The sequence below is a fragment of the Lysinibacillus sp. NPDC094403 genome (assembly GCF_050278745.1).
Lineage (GTDB): Bacteria > Bacillota > Bacilli > Bacillales_A > Planococcaceae > Lysinibacillus.
In genome coordinates, this window is sequence record NZ_JBNNTL010000008.1 from 145,218 (window position 1) to 167,461 (window position 22,244).

Genomic DNA, 22,244 nt, shown 5'->3' on the forward strand with positions numbered 1-22,244 from the left:
AGTATTTCTTAATGAGTAAATTTGAATCAAATTAATTCCAATTCAATATACTACCAAATATATTTAAAAGGAACATCCACCATAGGTCAAGAGGCAAATATCAAACCGAAGTGAGCGTGTTAACGAGGAGGCTCAATACTGGTTTTCGGCTTAGAATCCTCTCAGATATTTGTAAAAAAGAATAGAATTATATTTTTTGAAATTTGTTCATTAGAGTAGTTAAAAACATATGCGCAAAAGCATCTTTAACATTCATATTATAACGTAAAAAACACTTTTACGCCTGTGAATATTGATATGACGATTATTAACATAAAATGTTTCAAAAAATTCACGTTTAGTTTTATAATGTAGTGAAGAATGGGGTGATGGTTGTGGCTAAAAAATTGAAGTCAGCTGAAGATTTTATGTATCATATTTATGTTCATATGAATGATGTCGATAAATTTGTTATTTTTGGCGGGCTTAAATTCTCGCAATTTGTGGCTGCACTCGAACCACTGCATCACTTACTGCTATTGAAACATTCCTATGAAGATGGTTCCTTTAATATGCATACACAGTTTGATTATATACCAGAAGAGGAAGTACCTCGGTTTGTAAAGAAAGCTACGGAATCCAAGGAATTGTGTTGGATAGACTTTATGGATGAGAAGAGGTTAGACCAACTAACGCCAATGGAACAAGGAGAATTGCTTTACATAAGTCATAAAAAGGAACCGATTACTTCACCATTTTTTAATAAATTGCAAAATCGATTTGTCTACTATTCTTCAGACTTAGAGAAAATGACTAAAATTTATTTTCGCCATTTAAGTGATTCCGATTTACTCATTGCTAATGTTTTGAATAGTTTAATTCGTGAAAAGGAACGTAGCACTAGTTTTTGGCGAAGGAAAGTGAAATCGAGTATTCCTTCTATTTCACCTGAGTTTTTGCGTGCCTATCGTTCTTTCGCTAAAGACGGAGCACTGCTATCATTGTATCGAATTGAGAAGCCTAAAGAAGCTTACGGTATCGAAATTCGCAATCTATCAGAGTATTCCTTCCTTGATGAAGTATGGGATGATTTAAATACAATTTTGAAAAATGAGCACGATGAATTGATTTATATTATTTAACTTCTTTCAGCGAATGTTCTTTGTCGCGAAAGTGCAACGTCCCACGGAATCAGAAGGGAGTTCACATAGGATGTTGGCCTAAAAACATCGCATCCATGCGATAACGGCTAACTGACCTGCGTCACGCAGGCCTAAGCACAAAGCTGATTCCTGACGCAATTATGCCTAGGCATAATTGATCTATTCATTTGTACGTAGAATGAATATACACTCAAATCTCACCGTCAAAATTACGGTGAGATTTTTATCTTCATTCAGCAATTGTTTTGTGTAGCGAAAGCGAAGCGTCAGCTACAATTGTTTTGTGTAGCGAAAGCGAAGCGTCAGCTACAAATGTTTTGTAACAAGTGAAACGTCAGTTACAGATGTTTTTTGTGCGAAAGCGCAGCGACAGCAACAATTTATGCCAAGGCGAAATTGATGTCATTTGTCTAGACGTTTCATGATAAACTAATAATACTCAAGAAGTATGTGGAGGGCACAAAAATGAAAAAAAGAATCGGTTTATTGTACGGTGGAAAGTCAGCAGAGCATGAGGTGTCATTGTCGACAGCACGTGCAGTCACTGGAGCTTTGAATTTCGAGGAGTATGAAGTATATCCGATTTTCATTACACTTGAAGGGGAATGGCGCCGAGGTGAGCGTCTAGAAAAACCTGCAAGTACAATTGAAGAATTACAATTTGGTGATAATGCTAATATTTTAGAAAATAATATTTCAGATTTTTTAATTGATAAAGATGGTAAATCTGTGCAATTCGATGTAATTTTCCCATTGCTTCATGGTACTAATGGTGAAGATGGAACTGTTCAAGGTTTACTTGAGGTTCTGAATTTGCCGTATGTAGGAAATGGTGTGTTAGCATCAGCAACTGGCATGGATAAAGTAATCATGAAGCAATTATTTGAAATTGCCGGCTTACCGCAAGTGCCGTATACGTACTTTATTCGTAGCGAATGGGCTAATGAACAGGAGGCTATCCTTGCTCGTTGTGAAGAAAAGTTGGATTGGCCAATGTTTGTGAAACCTGCAAACTTGGGATCAAGTGTCGGAATTAATAAGGCAACAAATCGTGATGAATTAGTGAAGGCTATCGAAATAGCCTTACAGTATGATCGTAAAATTGTAATTGAGCAAGGTATTATCGCTCGTGAAATTGAACTAGCTGTGCTAGGAAATGACTTCCCGGAAGTTTCTGTACCTGGTGAAATTAAACCAGTAACTGAATTTTATGATTATGATTCTAAATATAAAGATGGCTCAACAGCCCTTATTATTCCAGCAGAGCTTCCTGAAAATGCAGTATCAAGCTTACAGGAGCTAGCAAAGCGTGCGTTCAAAGCTATTGATGGAAGCGGTTTAGTTCGTGCGGACTTTTTTGTGACGGCTGATAACAGCATTTATATTAACGAAGTGAATACAATGCCAGGTTTTACACCTGTTAGTATGTATCCTCTTCTTTGGCAACATACGAATGTAAGCTACCCAGAGCTTATTAATCGTCTGATTACACTAGCAATTGAGCGTTTTGAAGAAAAACAACAGCTTCACTATAAAAAAGACTGAGTGGGATTATTGTGAAAAAAACATTAAAACAGTTAGCTACATGGTTACATGAAGAAGTGCCTGCTTTTGGTGATACGGTCGTATCAGGAATTTCCATTGATACGCGAACAATTCAACAAGGGGACCTATTCGTTCCATTTCGTGGTGAGATGGCCAATGGACATAAATTTGTTCTACAAGCTTTTGAAAAAGGAGCAGGTGCTTCTCTTTGGCAGAAAGATGAACCAAATCCACCACAAGGTGTACCATTACTCTTTGTAGATGATCCGGAATTGGCGCTGCAGCAAATGGCACGTGCCTATCGCAGTGAGCATAAGGCGAAATTTATTGGCATTACTGGTTCAAATGGTAAAACATCGACGAAAGATATTTTAGCAGGAACGCTAACACCATTTTTTAAAGTACAAAAGACAATTGGGAATTTTAATAATGAACTAGGTTTACCTATTACGGTTTTACAGCTAGATGAAGATACTGATGTTGCTGTACTTGAAATGGGGATGAGTGGTTTTGGTGAAATTGAATTTTTAACGAAACTTGCTCGTCCACATATGACAGTGATTACAAACATTGGCGAGGCTCATATGCAAGATTTAGGCTCGCGTGCGGGAATCGCTAAAGCCAAATTTGAAATAATTCAAGGAATGCAACCAGATGGAGTGCTATTTTATGATGGAGATGAACCGCTGCTTCAAGAGTTAGTTGCGAAAGAGCAACAGTTAAATGCAGTGGCATTTGGCTTAGAGCATGGCAATCTATTGTATGCAGACAATATTGAAGCAACGGCCGATGGTAGTAGCTTCTCTACACATGGTGTGATTGAAGGGGATTTCTTTATTTCAGTTCTCGGGAAGCATCAGGTGAAAAATACATTAGTCGCTATGTTAATTTCTCAAAAGCTAGGTTTAAACGATGACCAAATTCGTGCATCCTTAAAACAAGTAGCTCTTACAGATATGCGTATGCAACAAGTGAATGGATCAAATGGTGCATTGTTTATTAATGATGCATATAATGCTGCACCAACTTCTGTAAAGGCAGCTATTCAATTTGTAGCATCGACAACGATTCGCCCAGAAAAATGGCTTGTGTTAGGTGATATGCTTGAACTTGGACCAAATGAAAAGCATTTCCACGAAGATTTATCGAAAGATATTTATGCAGAAGAAATAGCTTATGTATGTTTATTTGGCCCACGAATGGCTTATTTAAATGAAGTCTTAAAAGAGCGTTTTGATGCGGAACATTTGCTATATGTAGTGGATGATTATAAGCCAATTATCGAAAAACTACAGCAAGCTAACGAGGAGTCTATCGTTTTACTAAAAGGCTCTCGTGGTATGAAATTAGAAACGATCTTACGTGCATTTACATCATAAAATGAAACAAGGAATCGGTGGGACATTCTCTCACCGATTCCTTCATTCTTTGACTTAAATGAGTTATACATTTAGAGGTGAAGTAATGTCAGTAGGTGTGTTATGTATTCATGGATTTTCAGGCGGACCTTATGAAGTAGAACCTTTTACTACCTATTTACGTACGCATACAAATTGGCTGATTGAAGAACCTACTTTGTCAGGGCATGGGGAGGAATTACAAATGCGTGGTTTCACCGCTAAGCATTGGTTAATGGATGCCGAGCTTGCTTTTCGTGCTCTTGCCAAAAAAGTAGATGAAGTAATAGTAGTCGGGTTTTCAATGGGTGGCATTATAGCGCTCTATCTAGCCAAACGTTATAAAGTGAAAAAGCTCGTATTACTAAGCGCTGCTGCCAAATATGTGAGTCCGAAGCAACTGGTCAAAGATTTCAAAATGCTTGCCACTGAGGCATACCATCGTAATCTGTCTAATAATGAACTGTATTTACGATACCGGCATAAGTTTAACAATGTGCCACTATCGTCAACAATAGAATTCATGAAGCTTGTTCGAATGGTGGAGCCGTATTATAAAGATATTAAAATTCCAGTTTATATTGTACAAGGGAAATTAGACGGGATAGTGCCTTATCATACTGCTCACTTTTTATATGATCAATTAACCTCAAACGATAAAACTTTGTATTTTTCTGATAATGGCAAGCATCATATATGTTATGGCGAAGATTGCACGGAGTGGTTTTCTTACGTTTTGTCGTTTTTAAAGAGTTCGTAAAGTAGTCAGATTATTACGACTCATGCGTTATCGTTGCATACGTTTTAATCCCATGTTAGACTAGTGTAAGCAATGGATACATTTTGTGCGAAGACTCTTCATATTTGATTGAAGAGTACTTTTTTTTGAACACAACGGTTTTATTCTAAAGTGAATAATTACGACAGAATCAAACCGCTCGGTAAAGACCGGGCTTTCCTTTTCATATAAGAGAGCTCTATGTGAACAACATATAGAGAAAATTTTTAAGTAACGGAAACGTTCCACAACACAGGCTCGAATTTGCCGACAACTTCATCTGAAAATGTAACCATTTGTCAACTTAAAAGCAAAAAAAGGAGATTGAGAAGTTTGACAAATTTTTCAGAATTAAATATTAGCGAATCCACATTACGCTCAGTAAAGCGTATGGGATTTGAAGAAGCAACACCAATCCAAGAAGGTACTATTCGTTTTGCTATTGAAGGCCGTGACGTGTTAGGTCAAGCGCAAACGGGTACAGGTAAAACTGCCGCTTTCGGGATTCCACTTATCGAAAAAATTGATCCAAAAAACCCTAATATCCAAGCATTAGTAATTGCTCCAACTCGTGAATTAGCGATTCAAGTTTCAGAAGAGCTGTATAAAATTGGTTATGATAAACGTGTAAAATTATTATCAGTTTACGGTGGTCAGGAAATCGGCCGTCAAATTCGTGCGCTAAAAAATAGACCACAAATTATCGTCGGCACACCTGGTCGTATTATCGATCATATCAATCGTCGTACGTTAAAATTAGAAGATGTTCAAACATTGGTGCTTGATGAAGCAGATGAAATGTTAAACATGGGCTTTATCGATGATATTAATTCAATCTTAGAAAACGTCCCATCAGAACGCCAAACTTTACTGTTCTCAGCAACAATGCCACCAGCAATTCGTAAAATTGCTGAAACATTTATGCGTGATCCAGAAATCGTAAAAATTAAAGCTAAAGAATTAACAGTTGATAACATCGATCAATATTTTGTGAAGTCTGCTGAGCGTGAAAAGTTCGATATTTTATCTCGTTTATTAAACGTTCATCAACCAGAACTTGCCATTATCTTTGGTCGTACAAAACGTCGCGTTGATGAACTTGCACAAGCGTTATCAATTCGTGGTTACCTTGCTGAAGGAATCCATGGTGATTTAAGCCAAGCGAAACGTATTTCTGTGTTACGTCAATTTAAGGAAAATAAAATTGATATTCTTGTGGCAACAGATGTAGCTGCTCGTGGGCTTGATATTTCTGGTGTAACACATGTTTATAACTTTGATATTCCTCAAGATCCTGAGTCTTATGTTCACCGTATTGGTCGTACAGGTCGTGCAGGTAAATCAGGTCTTGCAGTAACATTTGTAACACCACGCGAAATGGGTTACCTACGTATTGTAGAAGAAACAACGAAAAAACGTATGACACCACTTCGACCACCAACATCGGACGAAGCTTTAGTGGGTCAACAACGCCTATCTGTGGAGACACTAGAAGGTCTTATTGCGAACAACGATTTAGGTGATTATCGTACACTTGCGACAGAATTACTTGAAAACCATGATGCAATCGATGTTGTAGCTGCTGCACTTCGTTCATTAACAAAAGAGCCAGATGACTCGCCAGTAACAATTACTGAGGAACGACCATTACCAATGCGTCGTGAGCGTTCTGGTAACCGTGGCGGAGGAGATCGTGGACGCGGTGGTAACCGTAACTTTAACGGACGTCGTGATGGCGGACGTGGCGGAGATCGTCGTGGAGGACGTGGCGGAGATCGTCGAGATGGCGGACGCCGTGACGGAGGTCGCCGTGAAGGTGGACAAGGTCGTTCTCGTGCACCACGTCGTCACGAAGATTAAATTTTTCTTCATCAAAATGATTAAACCTTACAGTCAAAGCGGCTGTAAGGTTTTTTTTGCTTCTTTCAACGGGTGTCCAAACACCTACTGAAACAGAGGACCTCGGTCTAAGAACGCCACGTCCTGTGGCAATTTATCTGTAGCGAAAGCAAAGCAACAGCTAAGATTACAGCAAGGCGAAATTGATATAATTTGAAACAAAAAGATAATTGTCTACGTATACATAGTTAAAGAAAGAGAGGGAATGACTTTGAGAGCAGAACCAATGCATAAAATTTCTAGGAAAGGGTTAACAGTGTGGCGTTTATATGGTGTATTGCAAACGTTATTACTTTTGATTGCAGCAGCGTTTGCATGCTACGGTACTTATTATTTTGAATGGCCATCATTTATTTATTTCATCGCAGTTGCTGTAGTCATACTTAGTGCTGTTCTATCCACTTATTTATTTCCAAAGATAAGATGGGAACGCTGGCGCTATGAGGTGCGTGACAATGAGATTGAGGTGCAACATGGTTTATTTGTTGTTAAACGTACACTCATTCCAATGGTGCGCGTGCAGCATGTTGATACGACGCAAGGACCGATATTAAAAAAATATGGTTTAGGTAATATTTCAATATCTACAGCGGCAACTGTACATACAATTCCTGCACTTGTGATGGACGAAGCTGATGGACTTCGAGCACGTATTTCGGAATTAGCAAGGGTGGCGGAAGATGATGTCTAAGGAAATCAATCGCTTACACCCGATATCGGCTATTATTACAAGTGCAAAAGCATTAAAGAGTATGATTTTCCCGTTAATTATTATTATTGCAACTAATGGATTTCATTTCTCTTTTAATTTCCATAGTGATAATTTTTGGCGGACGACTTTCTTATTCGGTATTTGGGGAGTAGGGGCTTTACTTGCGTTTGTTAGTGGCATTGTTAAATGGCGCACCTTCGTATATTGGTTTGAAGATGGAGAATTGCGTGTAAAGTACGGCTTGTTCGTTAAAAAGAAACGTTATATCCCATTTGAACGTATTCAAAGCTTAAATTACAATGAGGGTATTTTTCATCGAATATTTGGCTTAGTAAAGGTTCAGGTTGAAACTGCGGGAAGTAAGGATAGAAAGCCTGAGGTTGAGTTAACGGCTATACGTAAGGCAGCGGCAGATGTCATAGAGCTGGAAATGCGTCGTGCAAAGAACCAAGTAAATGAACAGATAACTGATGAACAGTCGCTAAAAGAGGAAGTATCAGTTCCAACTATTTATCATATGTCGATACGTGATTTGCTTATATTGGCCATAACTTCAGGAGGAATTGGCGTAGTTCTGTCCGGTCTAGCAGCAATTATCTCTCAGTTTTCAGATATAATACCATATGATGAAATATTTAATGAGTTAGCTGACTTTGCGAAAATCGGTGCATTTTTAGTTGCACTAACAGTGATATTCAGCCTAATTGTGGCATGGTTTGTGTCATTTGTTATTACACTGATCAATTATTATGAATATACAGTCCGAATTGAAGATGAAAAGCTTATTATTACAAAAGGGCTAATTGAGAAAAAACGGATAACTTTACCGTTAAATAGAATTCAGGCGATTCGTATTGTAGAGAATCCAGTGCGTCAATTATTTGGCTTTGCAACTGTTGTTGTTGAGAGTGCTGGAGGAAATGGTGGAGATGGAAATGATAAAAAAATTACTCTGTTTCCACTTATTCAGAAGCAAGATTGTTTGGAAACGTTAGAGCAACTTTTTCCAGATATAAATTGGCGACCAGAATTTATTTATTCACCAAAACGAGCGCGTTCATCTTTTTACCGAATTGATTTTGTTTGGCTCATACCTATAATTGGTGCATGTAGTTATTTCTTTTATCCATATGGGTTGCTTTCGTTATTATTAATTCCATTAACAATATTAATTGGTATTTGGCAACATAAAGCAGCTGGTTATATGATAGATGGAAAGCAACTAACTATGCGATATCGTGTATTCAGTCGAATTACATTTATTATGGAGAAAAAACGCATACAATCTATTGGGACTACTCAAACGTATTTCCAAAAAAGAAAGAATGTTATGACTGTAAAAGCGACGGTCATGTCAGGCATGACTGGTATGACAGGGAATGTACGAAGCTTAGAGCAGCAAGATGCTGAAACAATATTATCTTGGTATGAACATTGAATGTATAAAGTTTACTAACCTTAAGGATGGCATTTTATCATTCAACATCCGTTATTATAAGGAGCGAACGCGTCCAGTCGAAAACGGATATCAACTTAATGTATTGCTGAATAATTCTGTAATTTTATGAAAATACTGTTTATAATAGATTAAATTGAACAAAAGGGGTGGTAATTTTGTTTAAGTATGATATTAATAAGAACACGTATTTGAAATTGTTGGATTTAAATGATGTAGATGAATTATTCGCGTTGACAGATCGTTCCGAGAGATACGTTGCGAGAGTGGTTACCCTTTGTGGATGATGTGAAAACAGTAGAGGATACAGAGCGATTTGTTAGAGCTGCGATGCAACAATACGCGGATAATAATGGCCTACAAGCGGGGATATATTATGAGGGGAAGCTTGCAGGAGTGATTGGCTATCATCAAGTGAACTGGCAGCATAGATGGACAAGTATCGGATATTGGTTAGGGAACGAATTTGTTGGTAAAGGCTTAGTCACAAATTCTATGAAAGCATTTATTGATTATGCCTTTAGCTATCTAAAGTTAAACCGCATTGAAGTGCGTGTAGCGGTAGGGAATATTCGAAGCCGCACAATCCCAAAAGTATTAGGTTTTAACGAAGAAGGGCGTTTAAGAGATGCGGAGTGGCTTTATGATCACCATGTAGATCAAGTTGTATATGGCCTAACAGCAGTTGAATGGAAAAAAATAAAGGTAGCGAAAGAAGAAACAATTGTGCTATGAAATAAAATTGAAAAGTGAATATAACTCTAGCATAAAAATAAGAGGAGCAATCCCAATGATAGCATATCACCGGAAGATTGCTCCTCTTTGTACCTATTACTTACCCGCCATCTTTTGTTTACGCCAGCTTAAAATTCTTTTTGGGTGTAAGTAGATGAGTCCAAGAAGGAATCCAGCTACTAAACCGCCTAAGTGAGCATAGACATTCACATTTGGCTGTAGAAAAGTCATAATAACACTGATAACTATAATTGGCAAAATAAGTTTGCGAAGCATCGGCATTGTGCGACGTGTATAGTAGACAAGTGCGCCGAAAGCACCGAATATTCCGAAAACAGCACCACTTGCACCAAGGCTTACATAGCTACTATCATAAAGTAGGTAGGTTGCCATGTTGCCTACAATACCAGACATTAAATAAATTGTAATAAAACGTGCCTTGCCAGCAATTTTTTCAAGCTCCGGTCCAAATAAATATAGTGAAAACATATTAAAGAAAACGTGCAAAAAGCTAGCATGTAAAAACATTGCAGAAAAAACGCGCCACCATTCACCGGTTTGTATAAGGAAGTTCGCTTGGACTCCGTAATTTAATACATTTCTTCCTACTCCCGGTAAAATAGTTATTACATAAACAATTAAATTAACAGCTATTAATGTTGAAACAATCGGATAATACTTTGTATATTGCTTAAAATTTTCTGTTCTACTAAACATAACTCCACCTCAACTTACAATTATTATACATGGCTTTATAGAAATAGGAAAAGGAGAAGTTCTAATGATTAAAGGAATTGGTCTCGACATTGTAGAAATTGATCGAATTGCTAAAGCAATGAGAAGAACAAATAAATTTAAAGACCGCATTTTAACTGAAAAGGAAAGAGTGTTATTTGATGCACATTCAGAAACTCGCAGAATAGAATTTTTGGCTGGACGATTTGCTGTAAAAGAAGCATTTTCAAAGGCATTAGGTACTGGTATTGGTGAAGAATGTAAGCTTCATGATGTTGAAGTTTTAAGAGGAGAAGCTGGTAATCCTGTTTTATACTTCAAAGGAGAGCTTGTAAATGGATTTGTAAGTATTACACATTCTAAGCAATATGCGGCGGCTCAAGTAATATTATTACAATAAATAATGATAAACACAGCTTTCATCATATAAAACATTAAAAAGGCTCATCACCAAAAGTTGGGTAAAACACATATTATGTATATAAGTTGATTTTCGTTCCGACTGGGCGACTCCTACGTTATGATGGTGAGCTATTAAAAAGTAAATAAATTTCTGAGTGAAGATAAATATATTGCCCTTGTTCAAATGACATAACTGACAAATACGGTTCATATATTGTCGTAGTGGATTTGAAAGAAGAAAGGATGAAAGCGTGGGCAACCGTATAGTTAAATGGCTCGTCTTACTTTGTACGATATTACTTCTGTCGGCATGTGGTACAGACTCACAGGAAAAAGTGTTGAAGAAAGTTAATGGGAAATGGGCAGAGACAAATGGTTATGAGTTGAATGCTACGATGGAGATTAAAGCTGGTGGGGATCCGAAAAAATATGATGTAACAGTTTGGCATACGAAACCTGATTTCTATCGAGTAGAAGTAGTAGAAAGTGGGAAAGATGTTTCACAAATGATAGTGCGAAATGCAGATGGAGTTTTTGTTGTCACACCTACATTAAACAAAATGTATAAATTCCAAAGTGATTGGCCAAAGAAAAATAGTCAAGCCTATTTAATAGGCGCACTAGCGGAAGATTTAGCTCAAGATAAGAATTTAGTCATGAAAGAAGAGGACAAAGCATATATATTTGAAGCAGCTACTAGAAATAGCTATAAAAATAGTATGCCTCATCAAGTTATAACAGTTGATAAGAAAACAATGCTCCCAACTTCCGTAGTAATTATGAATGATGTAAAAGAAGAGCAAATTCGCATTACATTTAAAAATATAAAATTAGGTGTTCAACATGCGGCTAAAGAGTATGCTGTTGAGCAATTTACAGAAACAGATGAAACAAAAGGTAAACAAGCTGCACCACCAGAAAAAGATAACAAAGATAACAAAGATAGCAAAGACGGTAAGGAGAGCAAAAATAACCAGAGTGGAAATGAAGGGGAAAAAGCAGTAAGTGCAGAAGCCGGAAATAAAGAGTTCCAAACACACTACCCTGTTGTAAACTTGGAAAACACGAAGATGGTGGATGAGAAAGTTATTCGAGAAAGTGGAATGGAACGTGTCATCTTAACATTCGATGGTGATAAGCCATTTACGGTTATGCAACAACCAGTTACGAAAGAGACTGCTATGTTGCCAGTATCATCTCCTGGTGATCCGGTAGATTTAGGCTTTACGATTGGAGCTATTACAGATACATCTATTAGCTGGGAAAAAGATGGCGTCGAATTCTTTGTAGCATCGAGTAAATTGACTCGTGAGGAAATGGTGGAAGTTGCTACTTCTATGACGGTAGGTAGTATGAAATAATTTTCTAGCTACAGCTTTCTACATGGAAGGCTGTAGCTTGTTAAGTAAAATAGTGCAGATTTGATGAAAATTAACACTGTTTAGAAAGTGTTAAGTCATATATGATAAAAGTTATGTAGAAAATTAGTCTAAAATAGAACGATTTATGTAAAATAAGTAGAGAAAAGGCAGTTTATTCAATACATATTGTTTTAATAAAAAATAAAGAGGGTATTCTAATGAAGACACAGCAATATTTTAGACCAACCAAAGCAATTGTAGACTTACAGGCAATTCAACAAAACGTAATAAATTTGAAAAAGCTACTTCGACCTAATGTTCAAATTATTGCTGTAGTAAAAGCAAATGCATACGGTCATGGAGATGTAGCCGTTGCTAAAGCGGCACTTGAGGCAGGTGCAACTATGCTCGCTGTGGCAACGCCTGATGAAGCATTACATATTCGAGCACATTTTGAAGAACCAGACATACTAATATTGGGTGCCTCTCCAGTTTCGTTTGTACCTTGTGCTGCTCAGCAGCGCATAATTCTTACGGCGTTTGCAAGTGAATGGGTACAGCAAGCGGCTCCATTCATAGCTAATGAAGCAAATCCTTTACGACTACATATAAAAGTAGATAGCGGAATGGGCAGAATTGGCGTTCGTTCAGAACAAGAATTATTGGATCTATATCAAACAATACAGAATACAGAGAATGTGGAGCTTGATGGGATATTCACACATTTTGCGACTGCGGATGAAGAAGATACCTCATACTTCGATTTACAGGTACAATTTTTTGAAAAATGTGTAAATGTATTGCCTGAAAAACCTAGACTTGTTCATGCATCAAACACGGCTACATCCTTAGTGAGAGATGAGCATTTACAATTTGATGCCGTTAGATATGGTATTTCAATGTATGGATTATCACCATCTTTTTATGTAGAAGGTATTTTACCATTTCCGTTACATCCGGCGTTTTCGCTTGAGAGTGAGCTTGTTCATGTGAAACAGTTACAAGCGGGCGATTCAATAGGCTATGGAGCTTCTTTTGTGGCCACTTCGGATATGTGGGTAGGGACGATACCAGTAGGTTATGCTGATGGAGTAATTCGTAAATTAAGTGGACAAGAAGTACTAATTGATGGACAAAGAATGCCGATTGTTGGACGAATTTGTATGGATCAATGTATGGTTGCCTTGCCAAAAGCATATGCTATAGGTGAGAAAGTGACACTCATTGGTCGTCAAGGGCAGAATGTTATTTCAATGGATGAATGGGCAACGAAGCTTGATACCATTAATTATGAAGTACCATGCATTATTACAGCAAGAGTTCCTAGATTATACATTTGATTTTTACACAGCCTATAAGAATTTTACTTCTTCACAGAAAAAGAATTTTGCATAGGCGGTCTTAAAAAGTTTCAACATTTAACTTTGGACAAATGAATACTATACTAAAGTAACTAAACAGCTCGGTAAATAACTACTACAGAAGAACATGTTAGATTAGCGAGAGGTTGAGTCATTCATAATTTGTGAAATATTGCAAGGTGAATGAATCGGCATATACCTTCGACAACCAACATATTTTTACAACTTGGACTTTTAATTGTCAGATATTTTGTCATTTCGTGTCTTTTCAACAATATCTTTCAATGGTAGAATGGGTAGTAATGAAAAGTGGATGGTTCCGTTGGAGGTGCTTGCTGTGTACGAGAAAAAGTTAAGAGAAGCTACAATTGCTGTTCAAGACAGACTATTTCTACAAAAGAAGGAAGTAATTGAAAGTGAATCTTTTGCGTGTATTTTGTCGCGCAAAGTTTTAATGCAGGAGCAACCAAATCAAATACGGGAAGCTATGATGAAAGGATATGTTGAAATGTCTCATATTAATCTAAGCATTGCAAGTGAATGCTTGCATGCGGAATATGAAGCACAACATACGGTGGAGCGTCTCGTAAGCGGGGGATGACACTTTGAATGTAAAACGTGGTGACGTTTTTTTTGCAGATTTATCGCCGGTAGTTGGGTCCGAGCAAGGGGGCACTAGGCCGGTGCTGATTATTCAAAATGATATTGGCAATCGATTTAGTCCGACTGTCATCATCGCAGCTATTACTGCACAGATTCAAAAAGCAAAGTTACCGACGCACGTCGAAATCAATGCTGAAAAGTATGGTTTTGAACGTGACTCGGTTATCCTGCTCGAACAAGTGCGAACGATTGACAAATCAAGATTGACAGATCGTATTACGCAACTTGATCATGCTGTGATGGAGAAAGTTGATGGTGCATTGATGATTAGTTTAGGGCTTGTTAAATTTTGATATACATATGTGTATAGAGGCATTGAGATGATTTTTCATCTCGATGCTTTTTTTGTCTTCATTCAATGTCCAAACACCTACTGAAATAGAGAAACTCATTTTAAGAACGTCAGGGTCTGTGGCAATTTATCTGTGCGAAAGCAAAACGACAGCTAAAATTACGCCAAGGCGAAATTGATATTGTACTCTCAAAATACCTCATTACCATAAATTGAAATCACTTTTCAAAAATGGTATTAATAGATTTAAGATATACTCAAGATTTATACTTTGAATAGATTTTTGAAAAAATATCGAAGGTTTAAGAAAATTTACATAGAATTTTATCATTATTCATCAGTTGTTTTTTGTAGCTAAAGCGAAGCGGCAGCTACAAAATTTATGCCAAGGTGAAATTAATATGATAATTAAATTATTTAAAGTATTTAGTCTAGCGGGTCGAAAAAAAGTGTAAGAGTATAACTCCGAAAGGAATTGGGGGGACAGCAGTGACAATTAAGTCTTCGGTTGAAATTATTACTGAGTGGGATATAGTAGCTGCAAGACAACTGGGACGTGACGAAGCAAAGGCACTTGGATTTGGCACTGTTGATCAGGCTCGCATCACCACAGCTATAAGTGAACTAGCGCGAAATATATATTTATATGCAAGGATTGGTGTCATCGAAATTGAAAAAGTTGAAACAGACACTGAGAAGAAAATAATTGTTATTGCAACAGATCAAGGCCCAGGAATAAAAGATGTTCGTAAAGTAATGGAGGAGGGCTACTCCACTTCAGGAGGGCTCGGTGCAGGTTTACCAGGCGTTAACCGATTGATGGACAGTATGGTTATTCAATCGGTTATTGGAGAAGGAACAACGATAAGAGCTGAAAAATGGCTGCGTTAGGATGTGGAATTGTTGAAACAATTAGAATCTCAATATAAAAAGATTTTGTCTGATTATATGGTTGATCAAACTGAAAAGAATCTATATATTGCTCAAAATTTCACTCGTCAGTTAATCCAAAAGAATATATCTCCAGAGGATGTTGTAAGTCTTCATAAAAACGCCGTTGAGAAACTGTTCCCACGTAGAATGAGTGAAGAACAGTTTTCATATGATTTTCTTATCGAAGTTATGGTGCATTATGGAATGGCTCATAGGGAGCACCAAAGTTTATTACAAAAACAAGCAGAGTATGAAATGGAAATGAAAATCGCTACAAACATTCAGAAAACATTACTTAAAACAGACGTACCTCAACTTTCAAGTGTGGATATAGGAATGATATCTATTCCAATTCGGAAGATGAATGGAGATTATGTGCATTTTTTATATAATCGAGAGGATTATTTGAGTGTAGCTGTTACAGACGTAGTAGGTAAAGGTGTTCCAGCTGCATTATGTATGTCTATGGTGAAAAATGGTCTTGAAACATTAGAATATGCATATAAAGATCCTTCATATGTATTAGAGGTCATCAATCGAGTAATTGAAAAGAGTGTAGATGACAGCATGTTTGTTTCCATGTTTTACGGTTGTTTGGATTTACAAAAAAGTATTTTTTCTTACGCTTCTGCAGGTCATGAGCCAGCTCTCCATTATAGTGCTAAACACGATAAATTTTTTCCTTTGGAATCGACAGGATTATTACTAGGAGTGTTACCGGAAACAAAATATTCGTATAATGAAATTGCTTTGGAAAAAAACGATATCGTAATAATGATGACGGATGGTGTTACTGAATTCAGATCGCATGATGAATTGAATTCGGGAGAGGTTATTACATCATTAATATTAGAAAATAAATATTTATCAGCTCAACAATTATGTAATCTACTGTATAAGCAAATTGAAAAAATACAGGATTTTAAACTATCAGATGATTTTACGGTAGCAATTATAAAAAATTAGTTATTTAGGTTTGAATTTTTGCAATTACGGGAAAAGAAAAGCAGTCTAACAATTATGGTGGAGGTGTGCTGTATGGACATGGCGATACACTTTAAAGAACTTGATAATAAACTATACGGATTTATTGAGGGCGAAATAGATACTTTTACTGCTTCAGGTCTAAGAGAGGAATTAGAGGCAGTGAAAATTACTGAAGGACTAGAAATAGTGCTTAATTTATCAAAAGTTAATTATATGGATAGTACAGGGTTAGGTATTTTTGTAGCCTTTTATAAAAAAACGTTACGTGAAGATGGTAAAGTTAAGCTTGTTGGTTTATCGAATAGATTACAAAGGTTGTTTGAAATTACTGGCTTAAGCGATTTAATGGATATTGAAACTGATAAAAAGGTGGAATCACGAAAATGAAGGAATTTGATTATATTGAGATAAGGGTTCCTGCAAAACCGCAATTTGTCAGTGTGATTCGATTGACGGTCTCTGGCTTAGCTAGTCGTATTGGGTTCAATTATGATGATATTGAGGATTTAAAAATTGCAGCAAGTGAAGCGGTAACGAATGTTGTTCATCATGCATATAAGGACGAAGAAGAAGGCGAAATCGTCATTGGTTGTGCGTTGTATGAAAATAAAATAGAAATGATGATTGCAGATTACGGCAATAGTTTCAATTTTGAGGAGATAAAGTCGAAAATTGGTCCGTATCATCCTGAAGAGAGTATTGCAGGGCTACGCGAAGGTGGTTTAGGACTTTATTTAATGGAAACTTTGATGGATGAGGTGATGATAAATAACGATGGTGGCGTAACTGTTTTCATGACAAAGTATGTCGCTAGAGAGCAGGTGGAAAACAATGTCGAAAGAATCACTACATAAATCTTCGTCCAAGGAAGATATACTAAGGTGGATTGCATTGTACCAGTCAACGGAGGATGGAGAAGCTCAAACAAAACTAGTGATTCATTATCGATATTTAGTTGAGTCCATTGCACGCAAATATTCGAATGGTAAGTCTCATTATGATGATATTGCTCAAGTAGGTATGCTGGGGTTGCTAGGTGCAATAAGGCGTTTTAATCCTAATGTTGGTCGAAGCTTTGAAGCGTTTGCTGTACCAACGATTGTTGGAGAAATTAAGCGCTATTTACGTGATAAAACTTGGGATGTCCATGTACCGAGACGGATAAAGGAACTAGGACCGCGAATTAAAACAACCGTGGAAGCATTGACAATTGAGTTACAGCGTTCTCCATCGATTAAGGAAATCGCGGATCAATTAGAAGTGGAAGAAGAAGAAGTTTTAGAGGCTATGGAGATGAACCGTAGTTACCATGCTCTTTCTATGGATCGTTCAATAGAGTCTGAGTCTGACGGTAGCACATTAACGTTATTCGATACTATGGGTAAAGAAGATGACGGCTATGAATTGACCCATAAAAGAATGATTGTTTCTAACGCAATGAGTGTTTTAAATGAGAGAGAACAACAAATAATTCAACTTACATATTTAGAGCAAGTTACTCAAAAAGAAGTTGGGGAACGATTAGGAATTTCTCAAATGCATGTATCTAGAATACAAAGGAAGGCAATAAAAAAATTACAGGAAGCTACCTTAGCAAGTGATGGTGTTTCGCTCTGAAAATTTTGATTAGTGGGGCTGTCCTAAAAAATATAGTATGTTTAAAGACATTAATACATGCTGATATAATGTTGAGATTTCGTTATAGTTGTCGCTTTTGAATTCGACAAAGCCTATTGAGGATGCAATTATGCCGAGGCATAATTGATTGAAATAGTTTACTCTTCTTTCAGAGTAGACTATTTTTTTGCAATTTTAGTAAAGTGTAATGGTAAAATGAAAAGAAAAAAAGGTAGTGATGATGTGGAACAAAAGCAAATGTTACAGCTCATTGCAAAGGATGTAGCTATTAAGCCAGGCCAAGCTGAGGCCGTTATTAAATTATTAGAAGAAGGAAATACGGTGCCATTCATTGCACGGTATCGAAAAGAAGCTACTGGATCCCTTGATGAGGTACAGATTAAAGCTGTAGAGGATCGTTATCACTACATACAGCAGCTTGAGCAACGCAAAGAAGAGGTTATACGGTTAATTCAGGAACAAGATAAATTAACACCTGAATTAGAACAAGCTATTCAAGCAGCAACTGTTTTACAGCGTGTAGAGGATTTATATCGACCTTATAAACAAAAACGCCGAACAAAGGCGACTATAGCGAAAGAAAAAGGGTTAGAACCTCTTGCGGATTTTCTATTAGAGTATCGTAGTGATGCTTTAGAACAATTAGCAAGGGCTTTCGTAGATGCGGAGAAAGTTGCTAATGTAGAGGATGCGTTAGCTGGGGCTCGAGATATTTTAGCAGAGCGCTTTGCTGATGAAGCGGCAATCCGTGAAAAAATTCGTACGTATTCTTGGAAAGATGGAGTACTCGTTACTAGTATCAAGAATGCAGAGGCAGATGAAAAAAACGTTTTCGAAATGTATTACGAATATGAAGAGCCCGTTAATCGTATTGTCCCACACCGTATTTTAGCTGTAAATCGTGGTGAGAAAGAAGAAATCTTAAAAGTGGCAATTCAAGTACCAATAGATCGAGTATTGATGATTATGTGGAAGGAATGGATTCCTGCTACAGGTTCTTCACCAGCAATTGCCGAAGTGAAGCTAGCGATAGAGGATTCGTACAAGCGTTTAATTCAGCCTTCTATAGAACGAGAGTTACGAAATGAACTTACAGAAAAAGCAGAGACGCAGGCTATCCACATTTTCTCTGAGAATTTACGTAATCTTTTATTACAACCCCCAATGAAAGGGAAGTATGTATTGGGTGTTGATCCAGCCTATCGTACAGGCTGTAAGTTAGCTGTTGTAGATGAAACTGGGAAAATGCTAGAGGTTACAGCCATTTATCCGCATCCGCCAAAACCAGATGTAGCAAAATCAAAAGCAGTTGTGAAAGGTATTTTAGCTAAGTACCCAATTACTATCATTGCTATTGGTAATGGTACTGCCTCACGCGAAACAGAACAATTTATAGCAGATGTATTGAATGAGCTTGAAACTGATACAGCTTATGTTATTGTCAATGAAGCAGGAGCATCTGTTTATTCAGCTTCTGAAGTTGCCCGTGCAGAGTTTCCTGATTTACAGGTAGAACAACGTAGTGCCGTTTCTATTGCACGTCGCTTGCAAGATCCATTGTCGGAGTTAGTAAAAATTGAGCCAAAAGCAGTTGGAGTAGGTCAGTATCAGCATGATGTCTCTCAAAAGAAATTGACAGAGTCCTTAACATTTATAGTAGAGACAGCCGTTAACCAAGTTGGTGTTGATGTTAATACAGCTTCAGCTTCGCTACTACAATACGTTTCTGGATTATCTAAAACTGTTGCGGAGAATATTGTGAAGGTGCGAGAGGAAAATGGACAATTTACTACACGTGCTCAACTAAAGAAAATTCCACGACTTGGTGCCAAAACGTATGAACAAGCAATTGGTTTCTTACGTGTTCCAGGAGCAAAAAATGCATTTGATGCTACGGGCATTCACCCTGAAAGTTATAGTGTAGCCGAGCAGGTTTTAGAGGTAGCACAAATTGATAAAAAAGAGCTTGGGACTCAGAAGGCAGAGGAAGCCATTGCAAAACTAGATGTAGAAAAATTAAGTGGAACTATAGATATTGGAGTTGTCACAATACAGGATATTGTGGATACATTAATGAAACCAAGTCGCGATCCACGTGATGCATTCCCTCAGCCTCTGCTGAAAACAGATGTATTAAAGATGGAAGATTTACAAGTCGGAATGGAATTGCAAGGTACTGTGAGAAACGTAGTTGATTTTGGAGCATTTGTAGATATCGGAGTGAAGCAGGACGGGCTTGTGCATATTTCTAAATTACAAAGAAGACGTATTAAACATCCATTAGAGGTTGTTGCACTCGGTGACATTGTGACAGTTTGGGTAGAACAAATAGATGTCAATAAAGGGCGCATTTCATTAACAATGCTACCTCCTAAACATCAAACTATTGAAGCGTAATCAATTTCGCCTTGGCGTAATTGCGTCGGATTTTGAATTGTGCTTGAACAATTCATTCCTTTCAAAATCAGTGACATCCCCTGAAAAGGAGCCACATCCGCATTCATCTCACACTTTCAAAGGTGGGAGTCTTGTATCTATCGATTTCGTTTTCGGTACAGATAAATTACTGCCTGTTAATGTGGGATAAATTAATACCACACTGTATATACTACGCAGTGTGGTATTCTTGTTGTTAGAGGTGATATAGATATGAACAATGAGGGACTACAAGATCTTGTTAGTCGAATATCATTAGAAAGTTTCCAAAAACCATTTGTACATCGAGCATATTTTAATTCAAGGCTACGTTCAACGGGTGGACGTTATCTTTTGCAATCGCACAATATTGAAGTCAATCCAAAAGCTTATGAATTGTATGGTATTAGGGAAGTAGAAGGTATAGTTCGACACGAATTATGTCATTATCATTTACATTTGGAAGGCAAAGGGTATCAGCATCGAGACAAAGACTTTCGAGAGCTATTAGTAAAAGTGAATGCTCCTCGGTTTTGCTCAGTATTACAAATCCCTAAGCTATCTCAAAAAAAGCAACGTCGACTGTATACATATACATGTGTAAAATGCCGACAACAATATGTAAGAAAAATTAGAATGAACGTGGGGAAATACTGCTGTAGCAAGTGTTTAGGACGTTTGGAGTTAGTAGAATAAAAATTTTTTTTAAAAAAGGTTGACGTTTACTGTAGATGTCCCTATAATAGTAAAAGTCGACAAGATAACGACGACAAAACATATGAATTATTCCGAAGTAGCTCAGTTGGTAGTAGCACCTGACTGTTAATCAGGTTGTCGCAGGTTCGAGTCCTGCCTTCGGAGCCATGGCCCCTTGGTCAAGCGGTTAAGACACCGCCCTTTCACGGCGGTAACACGGGTTCGAATCCCGTAGGGGTCATTTCATTAGTTTGATTCATAAAAATATAGTAACATTGGTCCCGTGGTGTAGCGGTTAACATGCCTGCCTGTCACGCAGGAGATCGCCGGTTCGATCCCGGTCGGGACCGCCACTTATTGGGGTATAGCCAAGCGGTAAGGCAACGGATTTTGATTCCGTCATGCCTAGGTTCGAATCCTAGTACCCCAGCCATTCATTTCTTAATACGAGCCATTAGCTCAGTTGGTAGAGCATCTGACTTTTAATCAGAGGGTCGAAGGTTCGAGTCCTTCATGGCTCATCTCTTTAAGAAAAAAGGTTGACTTCTTAGATTATCATAGTATAATGAGAAAGTTACTAATTGAATGCGGTCGTGGCGGAACGGCAGACGCGCTAGGTTGAGGGCCTAGTGGGGGCAACCCCGTGGAGGTTCAAGTCCTCTCGGCCGCACCAAATCGATTTTTAAACATATATGCGCCCGTAGCTCAATTGGATAGAGCGTCTGACTACGGATCAGAAGGTTATGGGTTCGACTCCTGTCGGGCGCGCCATTTTAAATCAATATTATTTATCTTGCGGGTGTAGTTTAATGGTAAAACCTCAGCCTTCCAAGCTGATGTCGTGAGTTCGATTCTCATCACCCGCTCCAAAAAAACTTATTGACATTCATATTATTATGTAGTATGATGTAGTAGTTGTCGCTTTCGAGTGACGATATGAACCTTGAAAACTGAACAAGCAAAACGTAATCAATAAAGTTTTTAGTAGCTGACCTTGAGTTGGTGAACGAAACAAAATTTTGGACATCAAACATGATGCCAGCAAAACAATTTGAGCTAATCAAATTTCTTTTTATGGAGAGTTTGATCCTGGCTCA

At 37.6% G+C, this 22,244-nt stretch carries 21 protein-coding genes and 8 tRNA genes; 28 read left to right on the forward strand and 1 reads right to left on the reverse strand.

What is annotated here, in order from left to right; all coding sequences use genetic code 11:
- Positions 1–368 precede the first annotated feature (368 nt).
- The 8 genes from ACQKMV_RS14285 (at position 369) to ACQKMV_RS14320 (ending at position 9,664) form a co-directional block, all read left to right on the forward strand.
- Positions 369–1,121 carry a hypothetical protein gene (locus ACQKMV_RS14285; protein WP_427504738.1) on the forward strand — a complete coding sequence of 251 codons (753 nt, stop codon included), beginning with the start codon at positions 369–371 and terminating at the stop codon, positions 1,119–1,121.
- A gap of 486 nt (positions 1,122–1,607) precedes the next feature.
- Positions 1,608–2,687 carry a D-alanine--D-alanine ligase gene (locus ACQKMV_RS14290; protein ID WP_427504740.1) on the forward strand — a complete coding sequence of 360 codons (1,080 nt, stop codon included), beginning with the start codon at positions 1,608–1,610 and terminating at the stop codon, positions 2,685–2,687.
- A gap of 11 nt (positions 2,688–2,698) precedes the next feature.
- Positions 2,699–4,066 carry a UDP-N-acetylmuramoyl-tripeptide--D-alanyl-D-alanine ligase gene (locus tag ACQKMV_RS14295; RefSeq protein ID WP_427504741.1) on the forward strand — a complete coding sequence of 456 codons (1,368 nt, stop codon included), beginning with the start codon at positions 2,699–2,701 and terminating at the stop codon, positions 4,064–4,066.
- 85 nt (positions 4,067–4,151) lie between these two features.
- A complete protein-coding gene (locus ACQKMV_RS14300) occupies positions 4,152–4,844 on the forward strand; it encodes an alpha/beta hydrolase (protein ID WP_427504743.1) in 693 nt (230 codons plus the stop codon).
- Between the two features lie 351 nt (positions 4,845–5,195).
- Positions 5,196–6,722, forward strand: coding sequence for a DEAD/DEAH box helicase (locus tag ACQKMV_RS14305; RefSeq protein ID WP_427504744.1), 1,527 nt, complete (start codon positions 5,196–5,198; stop codon positions 6,720–6,722).
- Between the two features lie 250 nt (positions 6,723–6,972).
- Complete coding sequence (locus tag ACQKMV_RS14310; RefSeq protein ID WP_427504746.1) at positions 6,973–7,452, forward strand: PH domain-containing protein; 480 nt, start codon at positions 6,973–6,975, stop codon at positions 7,450–7,452.
- Positions 7,445–8,911: a PH domain-containing protein gene (locus ACQKMV_RS14315; protein ID WP_427504747.1), complete on the forward strand. Its 1,467-nt coding sequence runs from the start codon at positions 7,445–7,447 to the stop codon at positions 8,909–8,911. Before ACQKMV_RS14310 ends, ACQKMV_RS14315 begins: the two co-directional genes overlap by 8 nt.
- Before the next feature lie 297 nt (positions 8,912–9,208).
- Positions 9,209–9,664, forward strand: coding sequence for a GNAT family N-acetyltransferase (locus ACQKMV_RS14320; RefSeq protein ID WP_427504748.1), 456 nt, complete (start codon positions 9,209–9,211; stop codon positions 9,662–9,664).
- A gap of 96 nt (positions 9,665–9,760) precedes the next feature.
- Here ACQKMV_RS14320 and ACQKMV_RS14325 read toward each other — a convergent pair whose 3' ends face one another.
- The gene (locus ACQKMV_RS14325) at positions 9,761–10,381 is read right to left on the reverse strand and encodes a rhomboid family intramembrane serine protease (protein WP_427426864.1); all 621 of its coding nucleotides are present in this window, start codon (positions 10,379–10,381) and stop codon (positions 9,761–9,763) included.
- A 64-nt stretch (positions 10,382–10,445) separates the two neighbouring features.
- On the opposite strand from ACQKMV_RS14325, the gene acpS reads away from it, so the two are divergent.
- From acpS to ACQKMV_RS14425, 20 genes are all read left to right on the forward strand, one after another.
- Positions 10,446–10,799, forward strand: a complete 354-nt coding sequence (acpS, locus tag ACQKMV_RS14330) for a holo-ACP synthase (RefSeq protein WP_427504750.1) — start codon at positions 10,446–10,448, stop codon at positions 10,797–10,799.
- 253 nt (positions 10,800–11,052) lie between these two features.
- Positions 11,053–12,162 carry a LolA family protein gene (locus ACQKMV_RS14335; RefSeq protein ID WP_427504751.1) on the forward strand — a complete coding sequence of 370 codons (1,110 nt, stop codon included), beginning with the start codon at positions 11,053–11,055 and terminating at the stop codon, positions 12,160–12,162.
- Positions 12,163–12,380: 218 nt separating this feature from the next.
- Positions 12,381–13,502 carry an alanine racemase gene (alr, locus tag ACQKMV_RS14340; protein ID WP_427504752.1) on the forward strand — a complete coding sequence of 374 codons (1,122 nt, stop codon included), beginning with the start codon at positions 12,381–12,383 and terminating at the stop codon, positions 13,500–13,502.
- 358 nt (positions 13,503–13,860) lie between these two features.
- On the forward strand, positions 13,861–14,124 hold the full coding sequence (locus tag ACQKMV_RS14345; RefSeq protein ID WP_427504754.1) for a hypothetical protein: 264 nt from the start codon (positions 13,861–13,863) through the stop codon (positions 14,122–14,124).
- Between the two features lie 4 nt (positions 14,125–14,128).
- Positions 14,129–14,479, forward strand: a complete 351-nt coding sequence (locus tag ACQKMV_RS14350) for a type II toxin-antitoxin system PemK/MazF family toxin (RefSeq protein WP_008177055.1) — start codon at positions 14,129–14,131, stop codon at positions 14,477–14,479.
- A gap of 488 nt (positions 14,480–14,967) precedes the next feature.
- Positions 14,968–15,369, forward strand: a complete 402-nt coding sequence (locus ACQKMV_RS14355; protein WP_427504755.1) for an anti-sigma regulatory factor — start codon at positions 14,968–14,970, stop codon at positions 15,367–15,369.
- A 12-nt stretch (positions 15,370–15,381) separates the two neighbouring features.
- A complete protein-coding gene (locus ACQKMV_RS14360) occupies positions 15,382–16,377 on the forward strand; it encodes a PP2C family protein-serine/threonine phosphatase (RefSeq protein WP_427504756.1) in 996 nt (331 codons plus the stop codon).
- A 72-nt stretch (positions 16,378–16,449) separates the two neighbouring features.
- Positions 16,450–16,785, forward strand: coding sequence for an anti-sigma factor antagonist (locus ACQKMV_RS14365; RefSeq protein ID WP_427504757.1), 336 nt, complete (start codon positions 16,450–16,452; stop codon positions 16,783–16,785).
- Complete coding sequence (gene rsbW / locus ACQKMV_RS14370; protein WP_427504759.1) at positions 16,782–17,252, forward strand: anti-sigma B factor RsbW; 471 nt, start codon at positions 16,782–16,784, stop codon at positions 17,250–17,252. The genes ACQKMV_RS14365 and rsbW overlap by 4 nt, the downstream gene beginning before the upstream one ends.
- Positions 17,230–18,015 (forward strand): RNA polymerase sigma factor SigB, encoded by a 786-nt coding sequence (sigB, locus tag ACQKMV_RS14375; RefSeq protein WP_427504761.1) that lies wholly within the window; start codon positions 17,230–17,232, stop codon positions 18,013–18,015. The genes rsbW and sigB overlap by 23 nt, the downstream gene beginning before the upstream one ends.
- A gap of 243 nt (positions 18,016–18,258) precedes the next feature.
- Positions 18,259–20,433 carry a Tex family protein gene (locus tag ACQKMV_RS14380; RefSeq protein WP_427504769.1) on the forward strand — a complete coding sequence of 725 codons (2,175 nt, stop codon included), beginning with the start codon at positions 18,259–18,261 and terminating at the stop codon, positions 20,431–20,433.
- 252 nt (positions 20,434–20,685) lie between these two features.
- Positions 20,686–21,147 carry a SprT family protein gene (locus tag ACQKMV_RS14385; RefSeq protein ID WP_427504762.1) on the forward strand — a complete coding sequence of 154 codons (462 nt, stop codon included), beginning with the start codon at positions 20,686–20,688 and terminating at the stop codon, positions 21,145–21,147.
- A gap of 91 nt (positions 21,148–21,238) precedes the next feature.
- Positions 21,239–21,315 (forward strand) — tRNA-Asn (locus ACQKMV_RS14390).
- Between the two features lies 1 nt (position 21,316).
- Positions 21,317–21,388: transfer RNA gene (locus tag ACQKMV_RS14395), tRNA-Glu, on the forward strand.
- Positions 21,389–21,424: 36 nt separating this feature from the next.
- Positions 21,425–21,500, forward strand: a tRNA-Asp gene (locus ACQKMV_RS14400).
- Positions 21,501–21,505: 5 nt separating this feature from the next.
- Positions 21,506–21,580 (forward strand) — tRNA-Gln (locus ACQKMV_RS14405).
- Between the two features lie 15 nt (positions 21,581–21,595).
- Positions 21,596–21,668, forward strand: a tRNA-Lys gene (locus ACQKMV_RS14410).
- A 66-nt stretch (positions 21,669–21,734) separates the two neighbouring features.
- Positions 21,735–21,820, forward strand: a tRNA-Leu gene (locus ACQKMV_RS14415).
- A 21-nt stretch (positions 21,821–21,841) separates the two neighbouring features.
- Positions 21,842–21,918: transfer RNA gene (locus ACQKMV_RS14420), tRNA-Arg, on the forward strand.
- Between the two features lie 24 nt (positions 21,919–21,942).
- Positions 21,943–22,016: transfer RNA gene (locus tag ACQKMV_RS14425), tRNA-Gly, on the forward strand.
- Positions 22,017–22,244: the final 228 nt, after the last annotated feature.